Origin of the sequence: Lysobacter sp. CA199 (genome assembly GCF_052078715.1) — a bacterium.
Lineage (GTDB): Bacteria > Pseudomonadota > Gammaproteobacteria > Xanthomonadales > Xanthomonadaceae > Lysobacter.
In genome coordinates this window covers 182,497-200,917 of the sequence record NZ_JBQJIL010000007.1, presented here as the reverse complement: position 1 = coordinate 200,917, position 18,421 = coordinate 182,497, and the positions used below count along the sequence as shown (strand labels likewise).

The window sequence follows — 18,421 nt, the reverse complement described above, 5'->3', positions numbered from 1 at the left end:
ATCGCCCGGCGCGGCGCAAACACACACTCGCGCGGTTCGCCCGCGCCTCATCGCCCATGCGGCCCTCATCGGCTGCCAGTCGGAGTACGACCATGAACTTCTCCCATCGCCTCCACCCCGCCGCACCCGCGCTGATCGAAGTGCGCGGCCTGCGCCAGAGCTACGACAAGAGCGGCGCGGCACCGCTGCTGGTGCTCGACCGGGTCGATCTGAGCCTGCGCTCGGGCGAGATCGTCGGCCTGCTCGGCCGTTCGGGCTCGGGCAAATCGACCCTACTGCGCGTGATCGCCGGATTGATCCGCCCCAGCGAAGGCGAGGTCGCGTTCTGCGGCACCTCGCTGGCGCGCGCGCCGGCCGACATCGCCATGGTGTTCCAAAGCTTCGCCCTGTTTCCTTGGCTGACGGTGCTGCAGAACGTCGAGCTGGGCCTGGAGGCGCGCGGCGTCCACGCGGCGCAGCGGCGCCAGCGCGCGCTCGCGGCGATCGATCTGATCGGCCTGGACGGTTACGAAGGCGCCTACCCGAAGGAATTGTCCGGCGGCATGCGCCAGCGCGTCGGCCTGGCCCGCGCGTTGGTGGTGCAGCCGCGCGTGTTGCTGATGGACGAACCGTTCTCGGCGCTGGACGTGCTCACCGCCGAAACCCTGCGCACCGACTTGCTGGATCTGTGGTCGGAAGGCCGCATGCCGATCGAGGCGATGCTGATGGTCACCCACAACATCGAAGAAGCGGTGCTGATGTGCGACCGCATCCTGATTTTCGGCTCCAACCCGGGCCGGGTAATCGACGAGATCCGCATCGAGCTGCCGCAACCGCGCGATCGGCTCGACCCGGCGTTTCGCGATCAAGTCGACCGGATCTATGCACGCATGACCGGCTCGCCGCGCGCGTCGGCGCCGCGCGAGGGCGGCATCGCGCGCCAGGGTCTGGCCATGGAATTGCCACAGGTCTCCAGCAATCTGATCGCCGGACTGATCGAAGCCGTCGCCGCCGCGCCCTACCACGGCCGCGCCGACCTGCCCGCGCTGGCCGCGCACCTGCGCATGGAGGTCGACGAATTGTTTCCCATCGCCGAGAGCCTGCAACTGCTGCGCCTGGCCGAACTCGACGACGGCGACCTGCATCTGAGCGAGGCCGGGCGGCGTTTCGCCGACGACGACGTCGATGCGCGCAAGCGCTTGTTCGCCCAGCAACTGGCGGCCTGCGTGCCGCTGGCCGGGCACATACGCCGCGTGCTCGACGAACGCGCCGCGCATCAGGCGCCGGCGCGGCGGTTCCGCGACGAGCTCGAAGACCACATGTCGGCCGACTACGCCGCCGCGACCCTGCGCGCAGTCACGGCGTGGGCACGCTATGCGGAGTATTTCGCTTACGACGAGGACGCCGATCGCTTCAGCCTGGACGACCCCAGCTGAGCCGCCAACGCGCTGTCGAACTCATCGCCCCGCAACCGCCCGACCGCATCGAACGGAGTCGCCCATGCGTTTCATCCAGACCTTCCAGCTGTTCCCGTTTCTCGACACCGTGTTGAGCCTGGCCGCCGCCTTCGTGCTGGGCACCTTGATCGGCGCCGAGCGCCAGTACCGCCAGCGCACCGCGGGCTTGCGCACCAACGCGCTGGTCGCGGTCGGCGCGGCGGCGTTCGTCGACTTGGGGATGCGCCTGGCCGGCAGCGTCGAGGCGGTGCGGGTGATTTCCTACGTGGTGTCCGGCATCGGCTTTCTCGGCGCCGGCGTGATCATGAAGGAAGGCATGAACGTGCGCGGACTCAACACCGCCGCGACCTTGTGGTGTTCGGCCGCGGTCGGCGCCTGCACCGGCGCGGACATGATCGCCGAGGGCGCGCTGCTGACCGGATTCGTGATCGCCGGCAACACCTTGCTGCGGCCGCTGGTCAATGCGATCAACCGCATTCCGATCAATGAGCAGACCTCGGAGGCGACTTATGAGGTGCGCCTGACGGTCGAACCGGAACTGGCGCCGGCCGCGCGCGAAGCCTTGGTCGAACATCTGGAGGCGGCGAACTATCCGGTCGGCGATGTCGATCTGGACGAGCATGGCGAGACGTCGGTGGAGATCGTCGCGACCTTGGTCAGCACCGCGGTCGATGCCGGCGAACTCGATGCGGTGGTGGAGCGATTGCGTCGTCTGCCGGGAGTGACGCATGCGGCTTGGGAGTCGAGCACCAGGGATTGAAGAGCCCGGCGATCGGCGCGAAGAGCGTCGGGCCTGAAGGCCCTCCCACAACAGACTTCGTGGCCACGAATACTTTTGTGGAAGGGCCTTCAGGCCCAATGCTTTTCGCTCAGTTGTCCGGCGCTCTCAAAGCGATCTGTTCGGTGGTTCTTTGGTCTCGCGAAGTCTTTCACTCACGATTCGAGATGACGGCGATCGGCGCGAAGAGCGTCGGGCCTGAAGGTCCTCCCACACAAAGACCTCGCCATATCGCGAGGCTTACGCCAATCGCGATGCTGGCGGACGTCGGCCGTGGAATGCGCTTGCATTCCGATGCAGATCACGGAGTCTTTTGTGGCAGGGGCTTCAGCCCCTACACCGCACTCTCAACGCAATCGCGCCCTCAAACGCTCTGCGCCGCGCGCGCCAGCAGCATCTCGCGTTCGCGCGCGTTGCGCGTCAGCGCGGCGGCGCGCTCGAACTCGGCGCGCGCTTCTTCGCGCCGGCCCAGCTTGAACAGCAGATCGCCGCGCACCGTCGGCAGCAAGTGGTAGTGCTTCATCGACGGCTCGTCGATCAGGGTATCGGCCAGTTGCAGGCCGGCCGCCGGGCCGAACGCCATCGACAGGGCGACCGCGCGATTGAGTTCGATCACCGGCGAGGGCGTGCGCAGCGCCAGCCGTTGGTACAGCGCGGCGATGCGCGGCCACGGCGTGTCCTGCGCGCTGACCGCGCGCGCATGACAGGCGGCGATCGCCGCCTGCAACGCATAGGGATTGTTGGAGCCGCCCAATTGCACCGCGCGATCGAGCGCGCTCAGGCCGCGTTGGATCTGGATCCGGTCCCAGCGCGAGCGGTCCTGGTCCAACAGCAGGATCGGCTGGCCGTCCGGGCCGGTGCGTGCCTTCGCGCGCGAGGCCTGGATTTCCATCAGCGCGACCAGACCGTGCACTTCCGGCTCGTCGGGCATCAGCCCGACCAGTATCCGGCCCAGGCGCAACGCATCCTCGCACAGGCCCGGACGCATCCAATCGTCGCCGGCGGTGGCCGAATAGCCTTCGTTGAAGATCAGATAGATCACTTCCAGCACCGAGGACAGCCGCTGCGCCAGTTCCTCGCCGCGCGGCACCTCGAACGGCACCTGCGCGTCGGCCAGGGTGCGCTTGGCGCGCACGATGCGCTGGGCGATGGTCGGCTCGCTGGCCAGGAACGCGCGCGCGATCTCGTCGGTGGTCAAGCCGCCGAGCAGGCGCAGGGTCAGGGCCAGTCGCGCCTCGGTCGACAGCACCGGATGGCAGGAGATGAACACCAGCCGCAGCAGATCGTCGCCGATGTCGTCGTCGAGCTTGTCGAAGAACGCGTCCTCGACCTCGTCCTGGCTGGATTCGATCTCATAGCCGATTTCCTCGTGCTTGCGATCGAGCAGCTTCTTGCGCCGCAGCCGATCGATGGCGCGGTTCTTGGCGGTCTGCATCAACCACGCGCCCGGATTGTCGGGTACGCCGCTCTCGGGCCATTTCTCCAGCGCCACCACCAGCGCGTCCTGGGCCAGTTCCTCGGCCAGACCGACGTCGCGCACCATGCGGGTCAGGCCGGCGATGAGCTTGGCCGATTCGATCCGCCAGACGGCGTCGATGGCGCGGTGGGTGTCGGTGGCCGTCATGGCGTCGGATGACACCACCTCGCGCGCCCGCTCGCAAGGGTCGGACGACGGGGACGCGACCCCTCGTCGCTTCAGGGGCCGCGATCTGGCCCTGCTTCCCGTAGGAGCGGCGCTAGCCGCGACTGCGACATTGGGCCTGCGACGCAAGCGAGGTTTCGCTGTCGCGGCTTGCGCCGCTCCTACAGGGGGCGTCGTACCGATGCGGCGACCGTGCTCAGCCGATCTGGCGCGCGACCTGTTCGCGCAGACGGTCTTCGGCCGCGCGCAGCTCCGGGGTCAGCGCCTCGCCGAAGTCGGCCGGGTCGAACACCTGGCGGATCTCGATCTGCGACTGCGCGCCATCCAGATTGGGCACGCGCTTGACCCACTCCACCGCCTCTTCCAGCGAACGCGCCTGGATCAGCCAGAAGCCGGCGATCAGCTCGCCGGTCTGCGCGAACGGGCCGTCCACCACCACCCGCGCGCGGCCGTCGAAATGAACGCGCGCGCCGCGCGAACTCGGATGCAGTCCTTCGCCGCCGAGCAGCACGCCGGCGCGCACCAGTTCCTCGTTGTAGGCGCCCATCGCCGTGAGCAGCTCGGTGTCGGGCATCGTTCCGGCCTCGCTGTCGGCGTTGGCTTTGACTATCAGCATGAATTTCACGGTCGTGGTCCTCGTCGGGCGGCCGGCGCCCCGGCGGGGCGCGTCGCGGCGGCTTATCAGGACGACGAACGGGTCAGGGCGGAATCGACATGGCCGGCGACGGAGAAGTGCGAACGGATGCCTCCGTTGCAAAAGGGGCGGCGCCCGGCGCGTATGGAGGTCTGAGTGAACTTCAGCGCGGGGGATTTGCGTTGGCTTGGGTAAGGCGGTGGAGCAAAAGCAAATCCCCCCGGGCTCCTCTTTTTCAAAGGGGGGAAACGGCAGGCGGGGCGCCGGGGCCGATCGGTATCGGCGCGAACAAAGAAACGGCCCGCTCCGCCGCGAGGGGAACGGGCCGGCAAGCGCGCATCCACGGGGAGCAGACGCGCGAAAACGCCTTAACGGCTGGAGAGTGGGTTCATTGGAAGGTGTACTTCACCCCCAAGGTGAAATAACGGCCGATCGCGCCGCTGGAATGCATCGGGTTGTAGTTGATCGCGCCGTAGGTCAAAGGATCGAGCGGAGCGATCTTGTCGGCCAGGTTCTGGATCGAGCCGAACACTTCCACGCCGTCGTTGGCCTTCCAGCGCCCGGACAGATCGAAGGTGGTGAACGAAGGAATCCGGCAACCGCCCGGCGCGGCGCTGCCGTCGGCGTAACGGCTGGCGCAAGGTCCGCCCTCGAAGCGCACGTTCTTGAAGCTGGACACGTAGTTGGCCACGCCGCTGAGGCTGAACTGACCGATTTCCCAGGTCGCGCCGAAATTGATCTTGTCCTTGGGCGTGCCGATGCAGTTGGTCACGTCGCAGTTGCCGTGGGTGCCGGCGAATTCGATCGTGCTGCCGTCTTCTTCCTCGCGTTCGAACTTGCTGATGTGGCTCCACTGCAGGTCCAGGCTCAGCTTGCCGTGCGCGTCGAGATCGAAGCGCTGGCGCACGTCCAGGTCGACGCCGCGCACCGTCGTGGAGGCCGAGTTGACGTAGTTGGCCAACGCCGCGAGCAAGCTGCCGCTGTTGGGCTGGCCGGGCAGGTTGTTGCCGCTGCGGATGACGTGGCCGGCGGCGATCGCCGCATCGGTGGTCTCCACGTTGATCTCGTTGGTGCGCTCGATCTGCCAACCGTCCAGGGTCATGGTGGTGTTCGGCGTGGGCTCGAACACCAGGCCGACGGTGTAGCTCTTGGATTCCTCGGCCTTGAGGTCGGGATTGGGGCTGGTGATCACCGCGATCTGAATATCGCAATCGCGCACGCTGGCGCCCGGCGCGGGATTGCCGCCCGGACAACGCAGCGAGTCGGCGGCGGCGGCGAAGCCGGCCAGACCGCCCTTGCCCGACTCGGCCGGATTGGGCGCGCGGAAGCCTTCGGCATAGGTCGCACGCAGCGCCAGTTGCTGGATCGGCTGCCATTTCACCCCGAACTTCGGCGTGGTCGCGTTTTCGCCGCCCTTGTAACTGTCGAAACGCACCGCGCCGGACAGCTCCAGGCTTTCCAGCACCGGCGCCACCACTTCGGCGTAGGCCGCGGCGACTTCCTGGCTGCCTTCGTAGGCCGAATAACCCAGACCGATGATGTCGCCCATATCGGTGTAGGTCTGCGGCTTGAGTTCGGCCTTCTGCCGGCGCCATTCCGCGCCGAGCGCGACGCCGAGCGAGCCGCCCTTGAGATCCATCAGCGAACGCGAGCCCTTGATGTCGAACAGATCCAAGGTGGTCTTGCCGTCGGCGTGGATGGTCGGCGAGATGTAGTCGTACAACGCCTGCGAATTGAGATTGGCGTTCTGGCCGATGCGCCAGTAGCCACCGGGGCCGGTGCCGTTGGTGAGCGCGTCGCGCACCGCGCCGTAGCGCAGGAAGCCGTCACGGGTGTTGGTCAGATCGCTCTGCGAATGCAGGTAGGCCACGTCCATGTCCCAGGCGCCGGCGGTGCCCTTGACGCCGACCAGGAAGCGGCTGAACTCGCTGTCGCTGCGGATGATGCGCGGACCGACGTCGAACGCGGCGTAACGCAGATTGGCGCTTTGTCCCGGGAACGGGTTGTCGGGATGGTTCGGCCCGAGCACCACAGCGCCGTCGCCTGAGTCGGCGTTGACCGGGCCGCCGGGATAGCCCCAGGCGCCGGACACGGTCGATGGGGTGTTGTAAAAGGTGCTCTTCTTCTTCGAGTACCCGGCTTCAACGTAAGCCTCGAAATTGTCCGAGATCGCGAAGGTGCCGCGGCCGAACAGATTCACGTACTTCTCTTCGGGCGTGAGGCTGTTGAACTGGCCGGACTGCCACAGGCAGCCGCCGCGCGGATCCTGCGGCGTCACCGGCGAGAGCTGCGCGCAACCCGGCAAACCCACGTATTGACCGGTGCCGGGATTCTTGACGCTGCCGGCCGGCGACTGAGTCGCGTCGCCGTCGAGGATGTAGCCGTTCATGAAACGCTTGGTCTGGCTGTAGCCCCAGCGCCGCGCGTCGCCGGTGCCGATCCATTTGCGATCGCGCCGGTCGGAAACTTGGATCTCGTCGGTCTGGCTACCTTCGATATTGAAGAACACGTTGTAGCGATCTTCGGCCAGGCTGCCGAAACCGAAGGTCGCCGAGGCCTTGGCCTGGGTGCCGTCGCCCTGGCCGGACACGCCGACCGAGCTGCGCACGGTGACGCCGGTGAATTCCTTGCGCAGGATGATGTTGACCACGCCGGCGATCGCGTCGGAGCCGTAGATCGCCGAGGCGCCGTCCTTGAGCACTTCCACGCGTTCGACCGCGTCCATCGGAATGGTGCTCAGATCGGTGAACACTTTCTGGCCGTCGTCGGCCAGGCCGTAGGGCGCGGTGCGGCGGCCGTTCAACAACACCAGGGTGGAACCGGCGCCCAGGCCGCGCAAGGACACGCCGGTGCCGCCGGCGGCGAAGCCGGTGCCGTAGCTGCGCGGCACCGAGCCGGAACCATCGGTGGTCAGGGTCTGCAGATATTCGGCGATGGTCGCCTTGCCGGTGCGATCGATTTCTTCGCGGCTGACCACCTGCACCGGCGATGCGGTTTCCATATCGCCGCGGCTGATGTTGGAACCAGTGACTTCGATGCGTTCGAGCGTGGTGGTGGGAGGCGCGTCCTGCGCTTGAGCCGCGAGCGGCGCGACGCTGACGATGGTGGCTGCGAACAGCGCGCGGCGGATGGCGCGGCTGAGTGTGGCGTGCGGCATGGTCGGCTCCTTTGGGTGGTTGCCTGCAATCGTTGCGATGTCGGCGATCAGTTTCGAAAAGACCTGCATGCGCCGTTGTGCTGCGCGATCAAGAACGCTGCGCGCGATTGCGGTACCGGATGTGCGCCGGTTGCGCAATCGCAGGAAAATGCCGTTTTTTCTGGTGTTTTCGAACGCCCCCTTGGATCGATCGCGACGGCGCGACGACATCCCCGGCATGCGTGACGCGCGAAGATCGACGTTAATACTCGAAGCGCGCGCGGACTTGGACGCAAGTCCGCTTAGGCCGCTTGCGACTTTGCGGAGTGTGTCGAACAGATGCGCGGCCCGATGCGGCGGCGGGTTCGCGGTAGCGATTCGCGTGGCGGGCTCGTGAGGCGATGCGCGAAGTCGTCGGGTTCGGCGCGATGCGATTCGCGTGGATGCTTCCGGCGGCCATCGACCGCACCGGAGCCACGCGATCGGCTCATGCACGCAGCGGGCGACGAGGGCGCAGTGCGCGCGGCATCACTCGCGCACGTGTCGGCGCACGGTCGAAGCCGACGGGATGGTTGCGACAGGCACGCATGATTCATCGCGCAGCATCATCGCGATCGGATCCGCGCAAACGCGCGACGTATCGTCTGAACGACGCCGACGGCGACCGCGAATCGCGCGAAGCCGCTTCAGCCGTTTCCGGGCGCGCGCTGCTTGGACGACGGCGCGGATGTCGAGGCCGCAGCGTCCGACCGGGACGGCGCGGCGCGCGTGTTGACGGTGACCCGGATCGCGCTGGCCAGCGGACTGGGCAGGCCGCAGCACGGCGCGCGAGTCGGCCCGGCGTCCGCGCCTGCGCGCTTGCTGCGGCCGGGCGCGCCGGCGTCAGCCATGGCCACGGCTCCGGACGGGTGCGATGTCTCCGCGAGGGCTAGTCAGGCTGTTGTCCATGCGCTGCCTCTGCGGTGGTCTGCAACTGGACCAGATAATCGTCGAGCCGCTGCAGGCGCTGGTCCCAGAACTCGCGGTAGCGGTCCAGCCAGCCCGAGACCTCCTGCAGGCGCGCGGTTTCCAGCCGGCACGGCCGCCACTGCGCTTCGCGGCCGCGTGCGACCAGGCCGGCGCGCTCGAGCACTTTTATGTGCTTGGAGATCGCCGGCAGGCTCATCTGGAAGGGTTCGGCCAGCTCGGTCACGCCGGCCTCGCCACTGGCGAGGCGGGCCAGGATCGCGCGCCGGGTGGGATCGGCGAGAGCGGCGAAAGTGGTGCTGAGCGAATCGGCGGGCATTGAACTGAACCAGTAGGTTAAATAGCTCGGATAATAGATGCCCGGCACAGCCAGGGTGTCAAGCGTCCCGTGACGGCGCCGTCCAGGCACGGCCTGAATTCGCGCGGCTTACCGTTCAGCATATTCATGAACGGAATCGACCAACGCAGCGCCCGGAGCGGTGCACGATCACATAATAAATGTGACGATGATCGCACTAATGGAGAAGGGCTGATTCGGCTGCATGTCCCGTTAGTCGTTCCGGCCAGGGCCCTGCGGTATCCGATGAATCTTCCGTACTCCAACGCGATCCTCGCTTGCGCGCGGCCGAACGCCAGCGCGGTCGTGGCCGCCTTGTGCGCAAGGGAATGGCGATGCGCATAGGCCTGGATTACCGCGCCGCCACCGCCGCGCCCGGCACCGGCGTGGGGCGCCAAATCCTGGCCTTGGAATGCGCCCTGCGCCGACGCACCGATGTGGAAACGGTGCTGTTCACCGAAGCCCCGCTCGACCACCCGCACCGCGCCATCGCGGTTGCCGCCGACCTGCCCGCGGTCGCCGTGGCCGACCCGCCCGGCCTGCGCCGCCGCTGGCGCTACCAGGCCGGCTTTCTGCCGGCGGCGTTGCGCGAGGAGCGGGTGGACATCTACATCGCCACCGCCAACGGCGGCATGCCGGTGTGGCGCAAGCCGGCGCAGCTGCGTCAGGTGTTGCTGTTGCACGATCTGTTTCGGCTGACCCAGCGTCAGCCACGCACCTCGCCGTGGCGCGCGCTGGCCTGGCGGCTGATCGACGAAGCCCGCATCGGCCACGCGGTGGCCGCCGCCGACGCCATCTGGACGCCGTCGCGCTACACCACCGCCGAATGCGGCCGCCTGTATCCGGCGCATGCGCACAAGCTCTACGTGCTGCCCGACGCGGTCGCGCCGCTGCCGGCTCCGGCCGATCGCGGCCGTCTGCAACGGCCGCTGCCGCCGCGCTACTGGCTGCTGGTCGGCACCCGCGAGCCGCGCAAGAACGCCGATCTGTTTCTATGCGCGTGGCTGGATGCGCGCCGCCAGCACTACGACACCCCGGATCTGGTGGTGGTCGGCGCGCCCGAACACGTCGCGCCGGAGTTGCGGCGCCTCAACGGCGTGCACTGGTTCACCGACATCGCCGCCGCCGAACTGGCGCGCCTGTATCTGGATGCCGAACGGTTGTGGCAACCGTCCTATGCGGAAGGCTTCGGCTTGCCGGTGCTCGAAGCGCTGGCCGCCGGCACGCCGGTCGCGGTGGCCGAGGGCAGCGCGCTGGAAGAAGTGGCGCCGATGGACATGCCGCGCTTCGATCCGCACGACCGCCACCAATTGGCGCAGTTGATGATCCGGTTGAGCCGCGAATCGGTGGTCGGCAGCGCCGAACAGCGGCGCGCGTTCGCCCAGCGCTTCGCGCCCAATGCTTATGCCGCGCGGGTGGGCGCGCTGCTCGACGAGTTGCTCAAGCCGGCCCGGCCCTAGCCGCCGTCGCGGCAGACACGCTTATTCGTAAGGCGCGTGCTGCAGGCCTTGCGAAACGATCAGGCGATTGATGTGCGAGATCACGTGACCGCGCTCGGGCCGCGGCGTCACCGTCAGCAAGCGTTCGATCAGGCTGTCTACGCGCGGCCAGAACACCTCGTCGTCGCGCCATTGCCGTCGCCAGATCGGCAACGCGGCGCTGAGCTGACACAGATCGCCATCCAGTTCGGCACGGGTTCGGTGCATGGTCACTCCCCTCGCAGCGACGGGACGCGCCCGTCTTTCAGCGTTGCGGCGGCGGCCGAAGCCGCGCGTTTGGACACTACAACCGCCACTGCCGGGGGACGCAGAAACGGGCCGGTCGGAACTCGCCACGTTTGCCAACGCGGACGACGCGGTTCCGGAAGCTCCCTGACACGAACGTGCTCCCATGCAGTGTGCCCCACCTTACTGCACGAAGTTTCTGTAGAAAAGGTGAATTTAGTCACGGCTTTTACGCTTTATGGCCGTTCAGCGGATTGGGGAGCCAGGCGGCGGCCACGGTTCCGTGCGCTGCGACGGCCGTCCGCCGTCGATGGCGCGCCCCAGGGCCCGGGTTGCGTGGCCGCAGGGTCCGACTCACGGCGAACGGAACGTGCGGCGATCGCGTGCGCGTGGATCGCACTGTTCCGGTGTCTCGCGTTGACCTGAAGTTTGGTTGAGGTCCCAAGGTAGCGACCATCGTCCCAACCCGATCGCCCGCATGAAATCCCTGGCTTTGACCTCGCACCCCAACGTTCCTTTGCCCTTGACCGGCACCCTGGAGCGCACCGACTGGCCGGCGGTCGCGGCGGTGTTCTTCGCCGGCCTGGCGGCCGCGCTGCAGGTCGGCAAGACCGCGATCGCGCTGCCTGCGCTGAGCCTCGACCTCGGCCTGGACCTGCGCATGGGCGGGTGGTTGATGTCGGTGTTCGGCGTGCTCGGCGTGATCGCCAGCCTGCCGGCCGGCGCGATGGTGGCGCGACTGGGCGATCGCGGCCTGCAAGTGGCCGGCCTGAGCGCGATGGCGGTAGGCAGCGCGCTGGGCAGCCAGGCGCACAGCCTGAACGCCTTGCTGGCCACGCGCGTGCTCGAAGGCGCCGGCTTCCTGCTGTTCGCGGTGGCCGGCGCGAGCGTGCTGCAGCGCCTGTCGCGGCCGCAGGACCGCACCGTGGTGTTCGCGATCTGGAGTTGCTACATGCCCGCCGGCATGGCGCTGGCGTTGGCCACCGGCGCGGCGCTCGACGGCTGGCGCGGTTTCTGGGAACTCAACGCGGTGTTGTGCGCGGCAGCCGCGGTGTTGCTGTGGTTCGGCGTGCGCGCGGGATCCGCGCCGGTCGCGGCCACGGCGTGGCGGCAGATCGCCCGCGATGCCTTGGCGGTGGCCGGCGCGCGCGGTCCGTTGTTGCTGGCGCTGATCTTCGGCCTGTATTCGCTGCAGTTCTACGCGATGCTCAGCTTCCTGCCGACCTTGCTGATCCAGCGCATGCAGGTCTCGACCGCCGACGCCGGCCTGCTCAGCGCGATCGCGGTGGGCTCCAACGTGATCGGCAATCTCACCGCCGGCGCGCTGCTGCGCCGCGGCGCGCCGCGTTGGATCCTGATCGCCATCGCCAGCGCCGCGATGGGCGCGGCCGCGGTCGGCGCGTTCGCGCTGGGCCTGCCGGCGCCGTGGGTGTTCGCCTTGTGCGTGCTGTTCGCGTTGGCCGGCGGTTTGCTGCCGGCCAGCACGGTCGGCGGTGCGGCGCAGTTGGTGCCTCATCCGGCGCTGATCGCGGTGGCGATGGGGCTGCTGATGCAGGGCAGCTACATCGGCCAGGTGATCGGCCCGTGGCTGTTCGGCAGCGTGGTGCAGGCGGCCGGCTGGCCGATCGCGTCGATCCCGGTCGCGCTGGCCGCGCTCGGCGCGGTCGGCGCGGCATTCGCGTTGCGCCGCTCCTTCGCCACCGAAGCCGCGCGCGCTGGATGAAGGGCCGCGCGCAACGGCGGCGCGCGGCTCAACACGCGGTTCAACACTCCGTTCAAATGGTAGCGGTCGCCCCGGCCGTATCGGCGGCCTGCGCGCGCTGCTGCACGAGACGCTCGCGCAGACGCAGGAACGGACGCTCGACCGAGTAGTACAGCAACGCGCCGCCGAGCAACGCCGCCGCGGCGTAGGCCGCCAACGCGAGCGGGCCGTTGGCTTCCAAAGTCGCGCCGTGGGCGCGTTCGAGCAAAGCGAAGCTCGCCTTGTGGGTCAGGTACAGACTGAACGACGCAGCCGCGAGCCAGGCCGCGCCGGGCACGCGCAAGCGTCCGGTCCAACGTTGTTCGGCCGCGCCCGCGGCGACCAGCAAGGCCATGCCGAGCGAGACCAGCGGGAATGCCCACACCGACGCCTGCAAGCCGAGCCGATCCCGCGACACCGCGATCGCCGCGCCCACGCCGATCAGGCCGAACAAAGCCAACAGGCCCGAGCGGCGCATCATCGCCTCCCAGGTCCGCGGCCGGTAAGCGCGGATCGCCGCCAGCGCCACGCCGAACACCAGACCGTCCAGACGCATCCAGGTCGGGTAGTAAACGTTCTCGACCCAGGCGTTGGCGCCGTCGGGCAAGCTGAGCTGCCACGCCCAGGCGCGCAGCGCCATGCCGCCGCCGACCAGCACGGCCACCAGCACGGCGGCCTTCCACAACGCCGGCTTGCGTGTCAGCCACAGCGCCAGCAACGGAAACACCAGGTAGAAATGTTCCTCCACGCACAACGACCAGGCATGCGAGAACGCCTTGTTGTTCCCGTAATCGATCAGCAAATTGACGCTGAAACTCAAGAACTGCCAGGCCGGCTGCAAACCGGGCTTTTCGCGGAATTCCGGCCACCACAGGTACAAGGCCAACACCACCCAGAACGCCGGCAATACGCGGAACGCGCGGCGCAGATAGAAATCGCCGAACGACAAACGCCGGCCCTGGCTCAACGGCCGCAGCGCCTGCCAGCCGATCAGATAGCCGCTCAGAGCGAAGAACAGATCCACGCCCATCCAGCCGAACTGCGACATCGGCGGCCATGGCGAACCCAGGCGCGCGGCATGGAAGAACATCACCCATACGATCGCGATCGCGCGCAGCAGATCGAGGCCAGGCAGTCGGCTCATGGAAATTCCGGAGTTGGGGGAAATGCGCGGATGCTGATCGCGTCCGTCGTTCGACATTGCATCGCAAGCCTGGCGCAAGTCGAAGTCTGCGCTTGCACGGCATGCGCAACAAGACGATATGCACGCCCGAATCGCCTGCATTGACGCGTTTGCGCAGGCAATTCGCGTATGCGCGTCGCCGCTATAGATTCTGTTTGTATCTGGCGAAAGCAGCGTTTGTGCGACGGCGTCGATCGCGATGTTCGGCATGGCGATCGCGTGCGGATTTCATCGCATGCGGATTTCGTCCGTCGTGCCGCATCGCCATCGAGAACGCCGGAGCGATACGGGCTGTCGCATCGGATTCGTGCGGCGACGCGCGCGCGTCGGCCGGCGGCGACTGGATCCGCCGTGCGCGCCATCGAACGCGCATGCACCTAGGGCCGCCCCGAGGATGCCGCCGCCGTGCGTCGGCAGTACCGTCCAGACAACGTCCCGGCAGTATCGGGCGATTGCGCGCGCGGTGCGGCCATGGCTATCGACTTCCCTAGCAATCCGTTGGGCAACCTGCTGTCGGGCCTGGGTGGCGGCGGCAGCGGCATGCCAGGCATGCCCGGAGGCCTGCCGCTGCCGGGCCTGAACGGCCCCGGCGTGCCGCCCGGGGTGCCGGGATCCGGCGACGGCGACGACGACGGCGGCCGCCCGCCGATGTCGGGCAATCCGCATGGAACGCCGGGCAGCCCCAGTACGCCGGGTACGCCCGGTAACCCAGGGCTGCCGGGCAACCCAGGCCTGCCGGGCGCCACACCGACGCCCGGCGGCGTCAGCGGCGCACTGCCGGGCAACAACGCCCCGCTGATCCATCCCGACAACCCGGTCAGCCGCCTCCTGCAGGGCCAGTCGCCGTCGCAGAGCAACTACAACAATCCCTTCGGCGGCACCACGCCCACCCAATACCCGGCACCGACCCTGTCCGAACGCGCGCTCAACGCGACCCAATACGCTTTGCTCGATCGCGGCGCGGTGCCGGCGGCGACCAGCGCGGCGGCCAGCGCGGGCATGCAGGGACAGGCGCTCCCGGCCGCAGTCTCGGCCTCGGCCGCGAGTGCGCTGCCGGGCGGCGCGACCGCCGGTGGCGCGGCCATGGGCGCGGCAGCGCAGAGCGCGGCGGCCACCGCCAATCTGAGCGGCACCGCGCCGGCGACCGTCCTCGTCGCCACCGCCACGCCCAATGCCATCGCCGCCTCGCCGATGGCCACAGCGCTGTCGCAGGACGCTCTGGCCATGCAGCAGGGCTTGCTGGCACGGCTGACCGGCGGCGCGCATGCGCCGGCCGGCACCACCGCCGCCAACGCCGCACCGCCGCCCTCAGAAACCACCGCGACCCTGCCCGCGATCAACACCCACACCGTGAGCAACGATCCGCGCACCCTGCCGGCCGCGGCCAACGACCGCGCGGTGCAACAACGCGGCGACGGGCCCAATCAACTGGTCTACACCGGCGATGCAGCGGTACGGCGCGGTGCGCGCCGCGGCGGCGTCGACGGCGCCACCCGGACCCATTGGCTTTGGCGTTTCGGTCGCGGCGGCACCCACCGGCCCAGCCACGGCGACGATCCCGAAATCGAAGCCACGCGCGCGCTGCAATGGTTGTTCTGGGTGCTGACCATCGTCGCCTACGTGTGCCTGGCGATGGCGGTGGTCTTGTTGCTGCCCAGCGGCAGCCTGGTCAGCCAGCGCATCGAAACCGGCGGCAGCGGAGCGGCGCTGATGCTCGGCGTAGCGGTCGCGGCCGGCGCGTGGTGGCTGGGGCGTCGGATCAACCGGCGCCGCTGAGGTCGCGGTGCGTGGCGTGCTCGAAGCGCGGCCGTATCCAGCGCCTGAGCCCGCGCGCGTGCTGCGCAGGGGCGCAACGCGCTTTGTAGCGCCACTGCTTTGTAGGCTATGTGTTCAAGCCGGCGAATGCCGGTCGCGGGCCTTATAAGCCCTGCTTATCGACGGTCGCGCAAACGCAGCGGATCTATCCGCGTCGCCGCACGACCCGCTGCGGGCTCGCATGCGTCCGCGATCCGCCGACGGCCAACCGCATCGCTCTCAGCGCCGCACCAAGCCGCTGCCGCTGAGCTGGAACTGGCGCAAATCCAATCCCTGATGCTGCACCTCACGGCGCATGCGCTCGCTGAGCGCGTCCAGTTCGGCGCGCGCACCGGTCTGGCGATAGACCTGATACGCCATGCCGTTGCGCACCGCGGAATAGGTCAGGCGTTCGGCCAATTCCTGTTTCTGCCCGTCGGTCATCCTGGCCAGCCCCGGGTTCGCCAACATCGCGCGGCGCAACTGCTCGCGCACCGCGCGCTCGCCGCCGGGCACGTCCTTGGCGTTGCGGTCGTTGGCGACTTCCCAGGCCATCACCAGATAGGCCGCGGCGACATCGCCCAGGTCGTCGCGCGAATAGCCGTAAAGCGTCAACAGCGCTTCGAAGCGCTCGCGCATCTGCGCCGGAGTCAGCGACAGCCCTTTCAGCGCGAGGCCGGCCTGTCGGCCCTGCAAGCGCGCGCTCAGCGCCGCATCGCGGCGAAAGCGCAGCGCCGACGCAGGCGCCGGCCGCGTCGCCTGCGCGCCGCGCGCGAGTGCAGTCAGCGACTGCTCCCATACATTGCCGGCCGCGGTCGGGACGGACCGGGTGCGCCCAGCGTTGAGCGCGCCCTGTTCGGCCGACAACACGTTGCCGGTATGCACCTGATGCTGTTGCATCAGCACCGCCTGACCGGCGGCGTCGAACTGCGCGCGGGCTGGCACGGACGAGACCGCGGCGAGCAGACCGCACGCGGCGATCAACGAACGGGTAAACACGGACTCGGCGAATACGCGCACCGGACACCTCCCGCGGCCGGACCCGGAGGAGCCCGGCGCAAAAACGAAAAACGCCAAGCAAGCTTGGCGTTCTTCTGCAGCCACGCAAGCCGCGCAGCGCACAGTTCTCGACATGCGCGCGCTGCGGTGCGATTGCTCAGCGCTTGCTGATTTCCTTCAGGCCGCCGCCGATGGAGTCGATCGCGGTCTTCACCGCATTGCTCTCCATGCCGAAGATCTGGCTCTGGACCTGGAAGTTGGTCATCGCCTGCATGTATTCCTTCGACTGCTGCTCGCCCTTCTCGGTATCGAGGTCTGCCTTGTAATTCTTAACCATGTCGTTCTTGGCCGTGATCATCGCGGAGACGCGCTCGCCGAGGATGTCGCCCAGCGCGCCGGCCAGCACTTCGAACCAGGAACCGCCCTTGCCGCCCTTCGCGCCGCTCACACTGCGGGCTTCGCCCGACTGGATGCGCTCGTTGGTCATGGAAATGCCGAGATCGGTAGTGGTCATTTCGTTGCTCCCTGTTTAATCGGTTGCCCGTCGATGGGGCGGTTCTTTTCGGATTCCGGCGCCGGCCCTCGCGTTTCGGGAGCGCTCGGCCGGCGGTGGTTTACGTCTTAGGTACGCATTCTCCATGCCGGGCCGCACGGCGTAAGTCGGGGCGTGCCCTAGCTAGGGTTTACCCCAGGGTCAACCCCAGGGACCGGGCTTGCGCGCCGCAGCGACCTTGCCGATCTGCGGCGGCAGGCCCTGCACCACCTGCACGGCGGCATCGGCGCCGCGGGTGCGCTTGATCTTGCCGATCTGCTCGTGCAGCCACTGTTGCGCCTTGGCCTCGCCTTCGCTGGCCAGCCGGCGCACGAACTCGTCGCCCAGGTCGCGGGTCTCGCCTTCCATACCACCGAAGGCCTGGTCGAATTTCTGCAGCAACGCGTCTTGTTCGGCCTCGCCCAGGCCGAGCTGGGCGACGCTGTCGGTCCAGGCTTGGCGGTCGAAGCCGCGGCCGCTGGCCTCGGCATTTTCGAAGGCGTCGCGGAAGTGCTTGAGCAGGAAGTCGCGGTCGGCCGCGTCCAGATTGGGCCGCTCGCGCAGCGAGGCTTCCAGTTGTTCGATGAACTGGCGGCCGGCGGCGGCAGTTTGGGCTTGGGAAGACATGGGCGATCCGCTCCTGCAGGTTTGTCCGTAGTGAATGAGGTCCGATCGCGGCGGCGGCGAAAGCGCGCCGTCCGCGCCGGCCGAGTGCGAGTATCGGCGCCGGGGCGGCGCCGATTCCCGGCGCTCAGTCGTGGAAATGCGGATCGATGCTGAGCTCGCCGAGGTTGCGCTCGGCGAAGCGGCGCATCAGCTCGGGCCCGGCTTCGCGGATCGCGTCGAAGCTGGAGCGCGAGCGCGAATCGGCGCGCAGCGACCAACCCGCGGCGGTCTTGGTCAGCAGCAGATCGGTACCGGGCAAGGTCTGGTCGGACAAGCGCATCAGCACCTGGCTGTCTTCGCCGTTCGCACCGCCCGAGCCGACCGCGAGCTGGCGCACATGCCGCTCGATCAGATCGGCGAACGCGGCCGCATTGGAGTTGGGCTGCATCGGCGCGGCCGGCGCGGCGTTATCCGAGCGCATCGCTAGCTGTGCCTGCCACATCGCCGAGTTCTCGGCCGAAGGTTGGCTGCCGTCGCCGCCGCCGCGGTCGAAGCCGACCGAATAGCGGCTGTCGTCGCGCGACTTCTCGCCGACCGCATGCTGCTGCCGGGCCATGTTGCCGGCGGCCTGATTGCGGCCGAGATCACTGGCCAGACGCTGATCGGTTTCTTCGGCCAATCCCTCGCCTTCGGCGGAGAGCATGCCCTTCATGGTCGGGCTGTGCTCCTCGCCGGGCAGGCCCTTCTGGCCCAGCGCCTGGCGCTGCTGCATCAGGGTACGGAATTGATCGACCGACTCCGGCGCCGGCGGCTGTCGCGGCGCGGGCTGGCGCTGCGCCTTGTGCGCCTCTTGCGCGGCTTCTGCGCGCTTGGCGTCGTCGTTCGAGGAGCTGTTGCGTATCGTGCTCATGGC

The 18,421-nt window shown here is 68.4% G+C and carries 17 protein-coding genes; 5 read left to right on the top strand and 12 right to left on the bottom strand.

What is annotated here, in order from left to right:
• Positions 1-92: 92 nt before the first annotated feature.
• Positions 93-1,415, top strand: a complete 1,323-nt coding sequence (locus tag ACTOWJ_RS14200; protein ID WP_441335278.1) for an ABC transporter ATP-binding protein — start codon at positions 93-95, stop codon at positions 1,413-1,415.
• Positions 1,416-1,479: 64 nt separating this feature from the next.
• A complete protein-coding gene (locus tag ACTOWJ_RS14195) occupies positions 1,480-2,196 on the top strand; it encodes an MgtC/SapB family protein (protein ID WP_441335277.1) in 717 nt (238 codons plus the stop codon).
• Positions 2,197-2,365: 169 nt separating this feature from the next.
• Here the strand turns inward: ACTOWJ_RS14195 and ACTOWJ_RS14190 are convergent, their stop codons facing one another.
• From ACTOWJ_RS14190 to ACTOWJ_RS14165, 6 genes are all read right to left on the bottom strand, one after another.
• Positions 2,366-2,428: a DUF6053 domain-containing protein gene (locus ACTOWJ_RS14190; protein WP_441335450.1), complete on the bottom strand. Its 63-nt coding sequence runs from the start codon at positions 2,426-2,428 to the stop codon at positions 2,366-2,368.
• Between the two features lie 150 nt (positions 2,429-2,578).
• Positions 2,579-3,838 carry an RNA polymerase sigma factor gene (locus ACTOWJ_RS14185; RefSeq protein ID WP_441335276.1) on the bottom strand — a complete coding sequence of 420 codons (1,260 nt, stop codon included), beginning with the start codon at positions 3,836-3,838 and terminating at the stop codon, positions 2,579-2,581.
• 214 nt (positions 3,839-4,052) lie between these two features.
• A complete protein-coding gene (locus ACTOWJ_RS14180; protein WP_441335275.1) occupies positions 4,053-4,481 on the bottom strand; it encodes a YciI family protein in 429 nt (142 codons plus the stop codon).
• 397 nt (positions 4,482-4,878) lie between these two features.
• On the bottom strand, positions 4,879-7,647 hold the full coding sequence (locus tag ACTOWJ_RS14175) for a TonB-dependent receptor (RefSeq protein WP_441335274.1): 2,769 nt from the start codon (positions 7,645-7,647) through the stop codon (positions 4,879-4,881).
• 665 nt (positions 7,648-8,312) lie between these two features.
• Entirely contained in the window at positions 8,313-8,516 is a 204-nt protein-coding gene (locus ACTOWJ_RS14170) for a hypothetical protein (RefSeq protein WP_441335273.1), read from the bottom strand.
• 38 nt (positions 8,517-8,554) lie between these two features.
• Positions 8,555-8,911 (bottom strand): ArsR/SmtB family transcription factor, encoded by a 357-nt coding sequence (locus tag ACTOWJ_RS14165; protein WP_441335272.1) that lies wholly within the window; start codon positions 8,909-8,911, stop codon positions 8,555-8,557.
• Between the two features lie 353 nt (positions 8,912-9,264).
• On the opposite strand from ACTOWJ_RS14165, the gene ACTOWJ_RS14160 reads away from it, so the two are divergent.
• Positions 9,265-10,389 (top strand): glycosyltransferase family 4 protein, encoded by a 1,125-nt coding sequence (locus ACTOWJ_RS14160; protein ID WP_441335271.1) that lies wholly within the window; start codon positions 9,265-9,267, stop codon positions 10,387-10,389.
• A 21-nt stretch (positions 10,390-10,410) separates the two neighbouring features.
• Here the strand turns inward: ACTOWJ_RS14160 and ACTOWJ_RS14155 are convergent, their stop codons facing one another.
• A complete protein-coding gene (locus tag ACTOWJ_RS14155) occupies positions 10,411-10,635 on the bottom strand; it encodes a hypothetical protein (RefSeq protein ID WP_441335270.1) in 225 nt (74 codons plus the stop codon).
• 496 nt (positions 10,636-11,131) lie between these two features.
• Between ACTOWJ_RS14155 and ACTOWJ_RS14150 the strand changes: the two genes are divergently transcribed.
• Positions 11,132-12,376 carry an MFS transporter gene (locus ACTOWJ_RS14150; RefSeq protein ID WP_441335269.1) on the top strand — a complete coding sequence of 415 codons (1,245 nt, stop codon included), beginning with the start codon at positions 11,132-11,134 and terminating at the stop codon, positions 12,374-12,376.
• Between the two features lie 52 nt (positions 12,377-12,428).
• Here ACTOWJ_RS14150 and ACTOWJ_RS14145 read toward each other — a convergent pair whose 3' ends face one another.
• Complete coding sequence (locus ACTOWJ_RS14145; protein ID WP_441335268.1) at positions 12,429-13,538, bottom strand: acyltransferase family protein; 1,110 nt, start codon at positions 13,536-13,538, stop codon at positions 12,429-12,431.
• A 510-nt stretch (positions 13,539-14,048) separates the two neighbouring features.
• On the opposite strand from ACTOWJ_RS14145, the gene ACTOWJ_RS14140 reads away from it, so the two are divergent.
• Complete coding sequence (locus ACTOWJ_RS14140) at positions 14,049-15,353, top strand: hypothetical protein (RefSeq protein WP_441335267.1); 1,305 nt, start codon at positions 14,049-14,051, stop codon at positions 15,351-15,353.
• Between the two features lie 258 nt (positions 15,354-15,611).
• Here the strand turns inward: ACTOWJ_RS14140 and ACTOWJ_RS14135 are convergent, their stop codons facing one another.
• The 4 genes from ACTOWJ_RS14135 to ACTOWJ_RS14120 all read right to left on the bottom strand — a co-directional run bounded on the left by ACTOWJ_RS14135 (position 15,612) and on the right by ACTOWJ_RS14120 (position 18,418).
• The gene (locus ACTOWJ_RS14135; protein WP_441335266.1) at positions 15,612-16,391 is read right to left on the bottom strand and encodes a hypothetical protein; all 780 of its coding nucleotides are present in this window, start codon (positions 16,389-16,391) and stop codon (positions 15,612-15,614) included.
• Positions 16,392-16,527: 136 nt separating this feature from the next.
• Positions 16,528-16,884 carry a hypothetical protein gene (locus ACTOWJ_RS14130; protein ID WP_441335265.1) on the bottom strand — a complete coding sequence of 119 codons (357 nt, stop codon included), beginning with the start codon at positions 16,882-16,884 and terminating at the stop codon, positions 16,528-16,530.
• A 180-nt stretch (positions 16,885-17,064) separates the two neighbouring features.
• Positions 17,065-17,529 carry a hypothetical protein gene (locus ACTOWJ_RS14125; RefSeq protein WP_441335264.1) on the bottom strand — a complete coding sequence of 155 codons (465 nt, stop codon included), beginning with the start codon at positions 17,527-17,529 and terminating at the stop codon, positions 17,065-17,067.
• 124 nt (positions 17,530-17,653) lie between these two features.
• Entirely contained in the window at positions 17,654-18,418 is a 765-nt protein-coding gene (locus ACTOWJ_RS14120; protein ID WP_441335263.1) for a hypothetical protein, read from the bottom strand.
• Between the last annotated feature and the right edge of the window lie 3 nt (positions 18,419-18,421).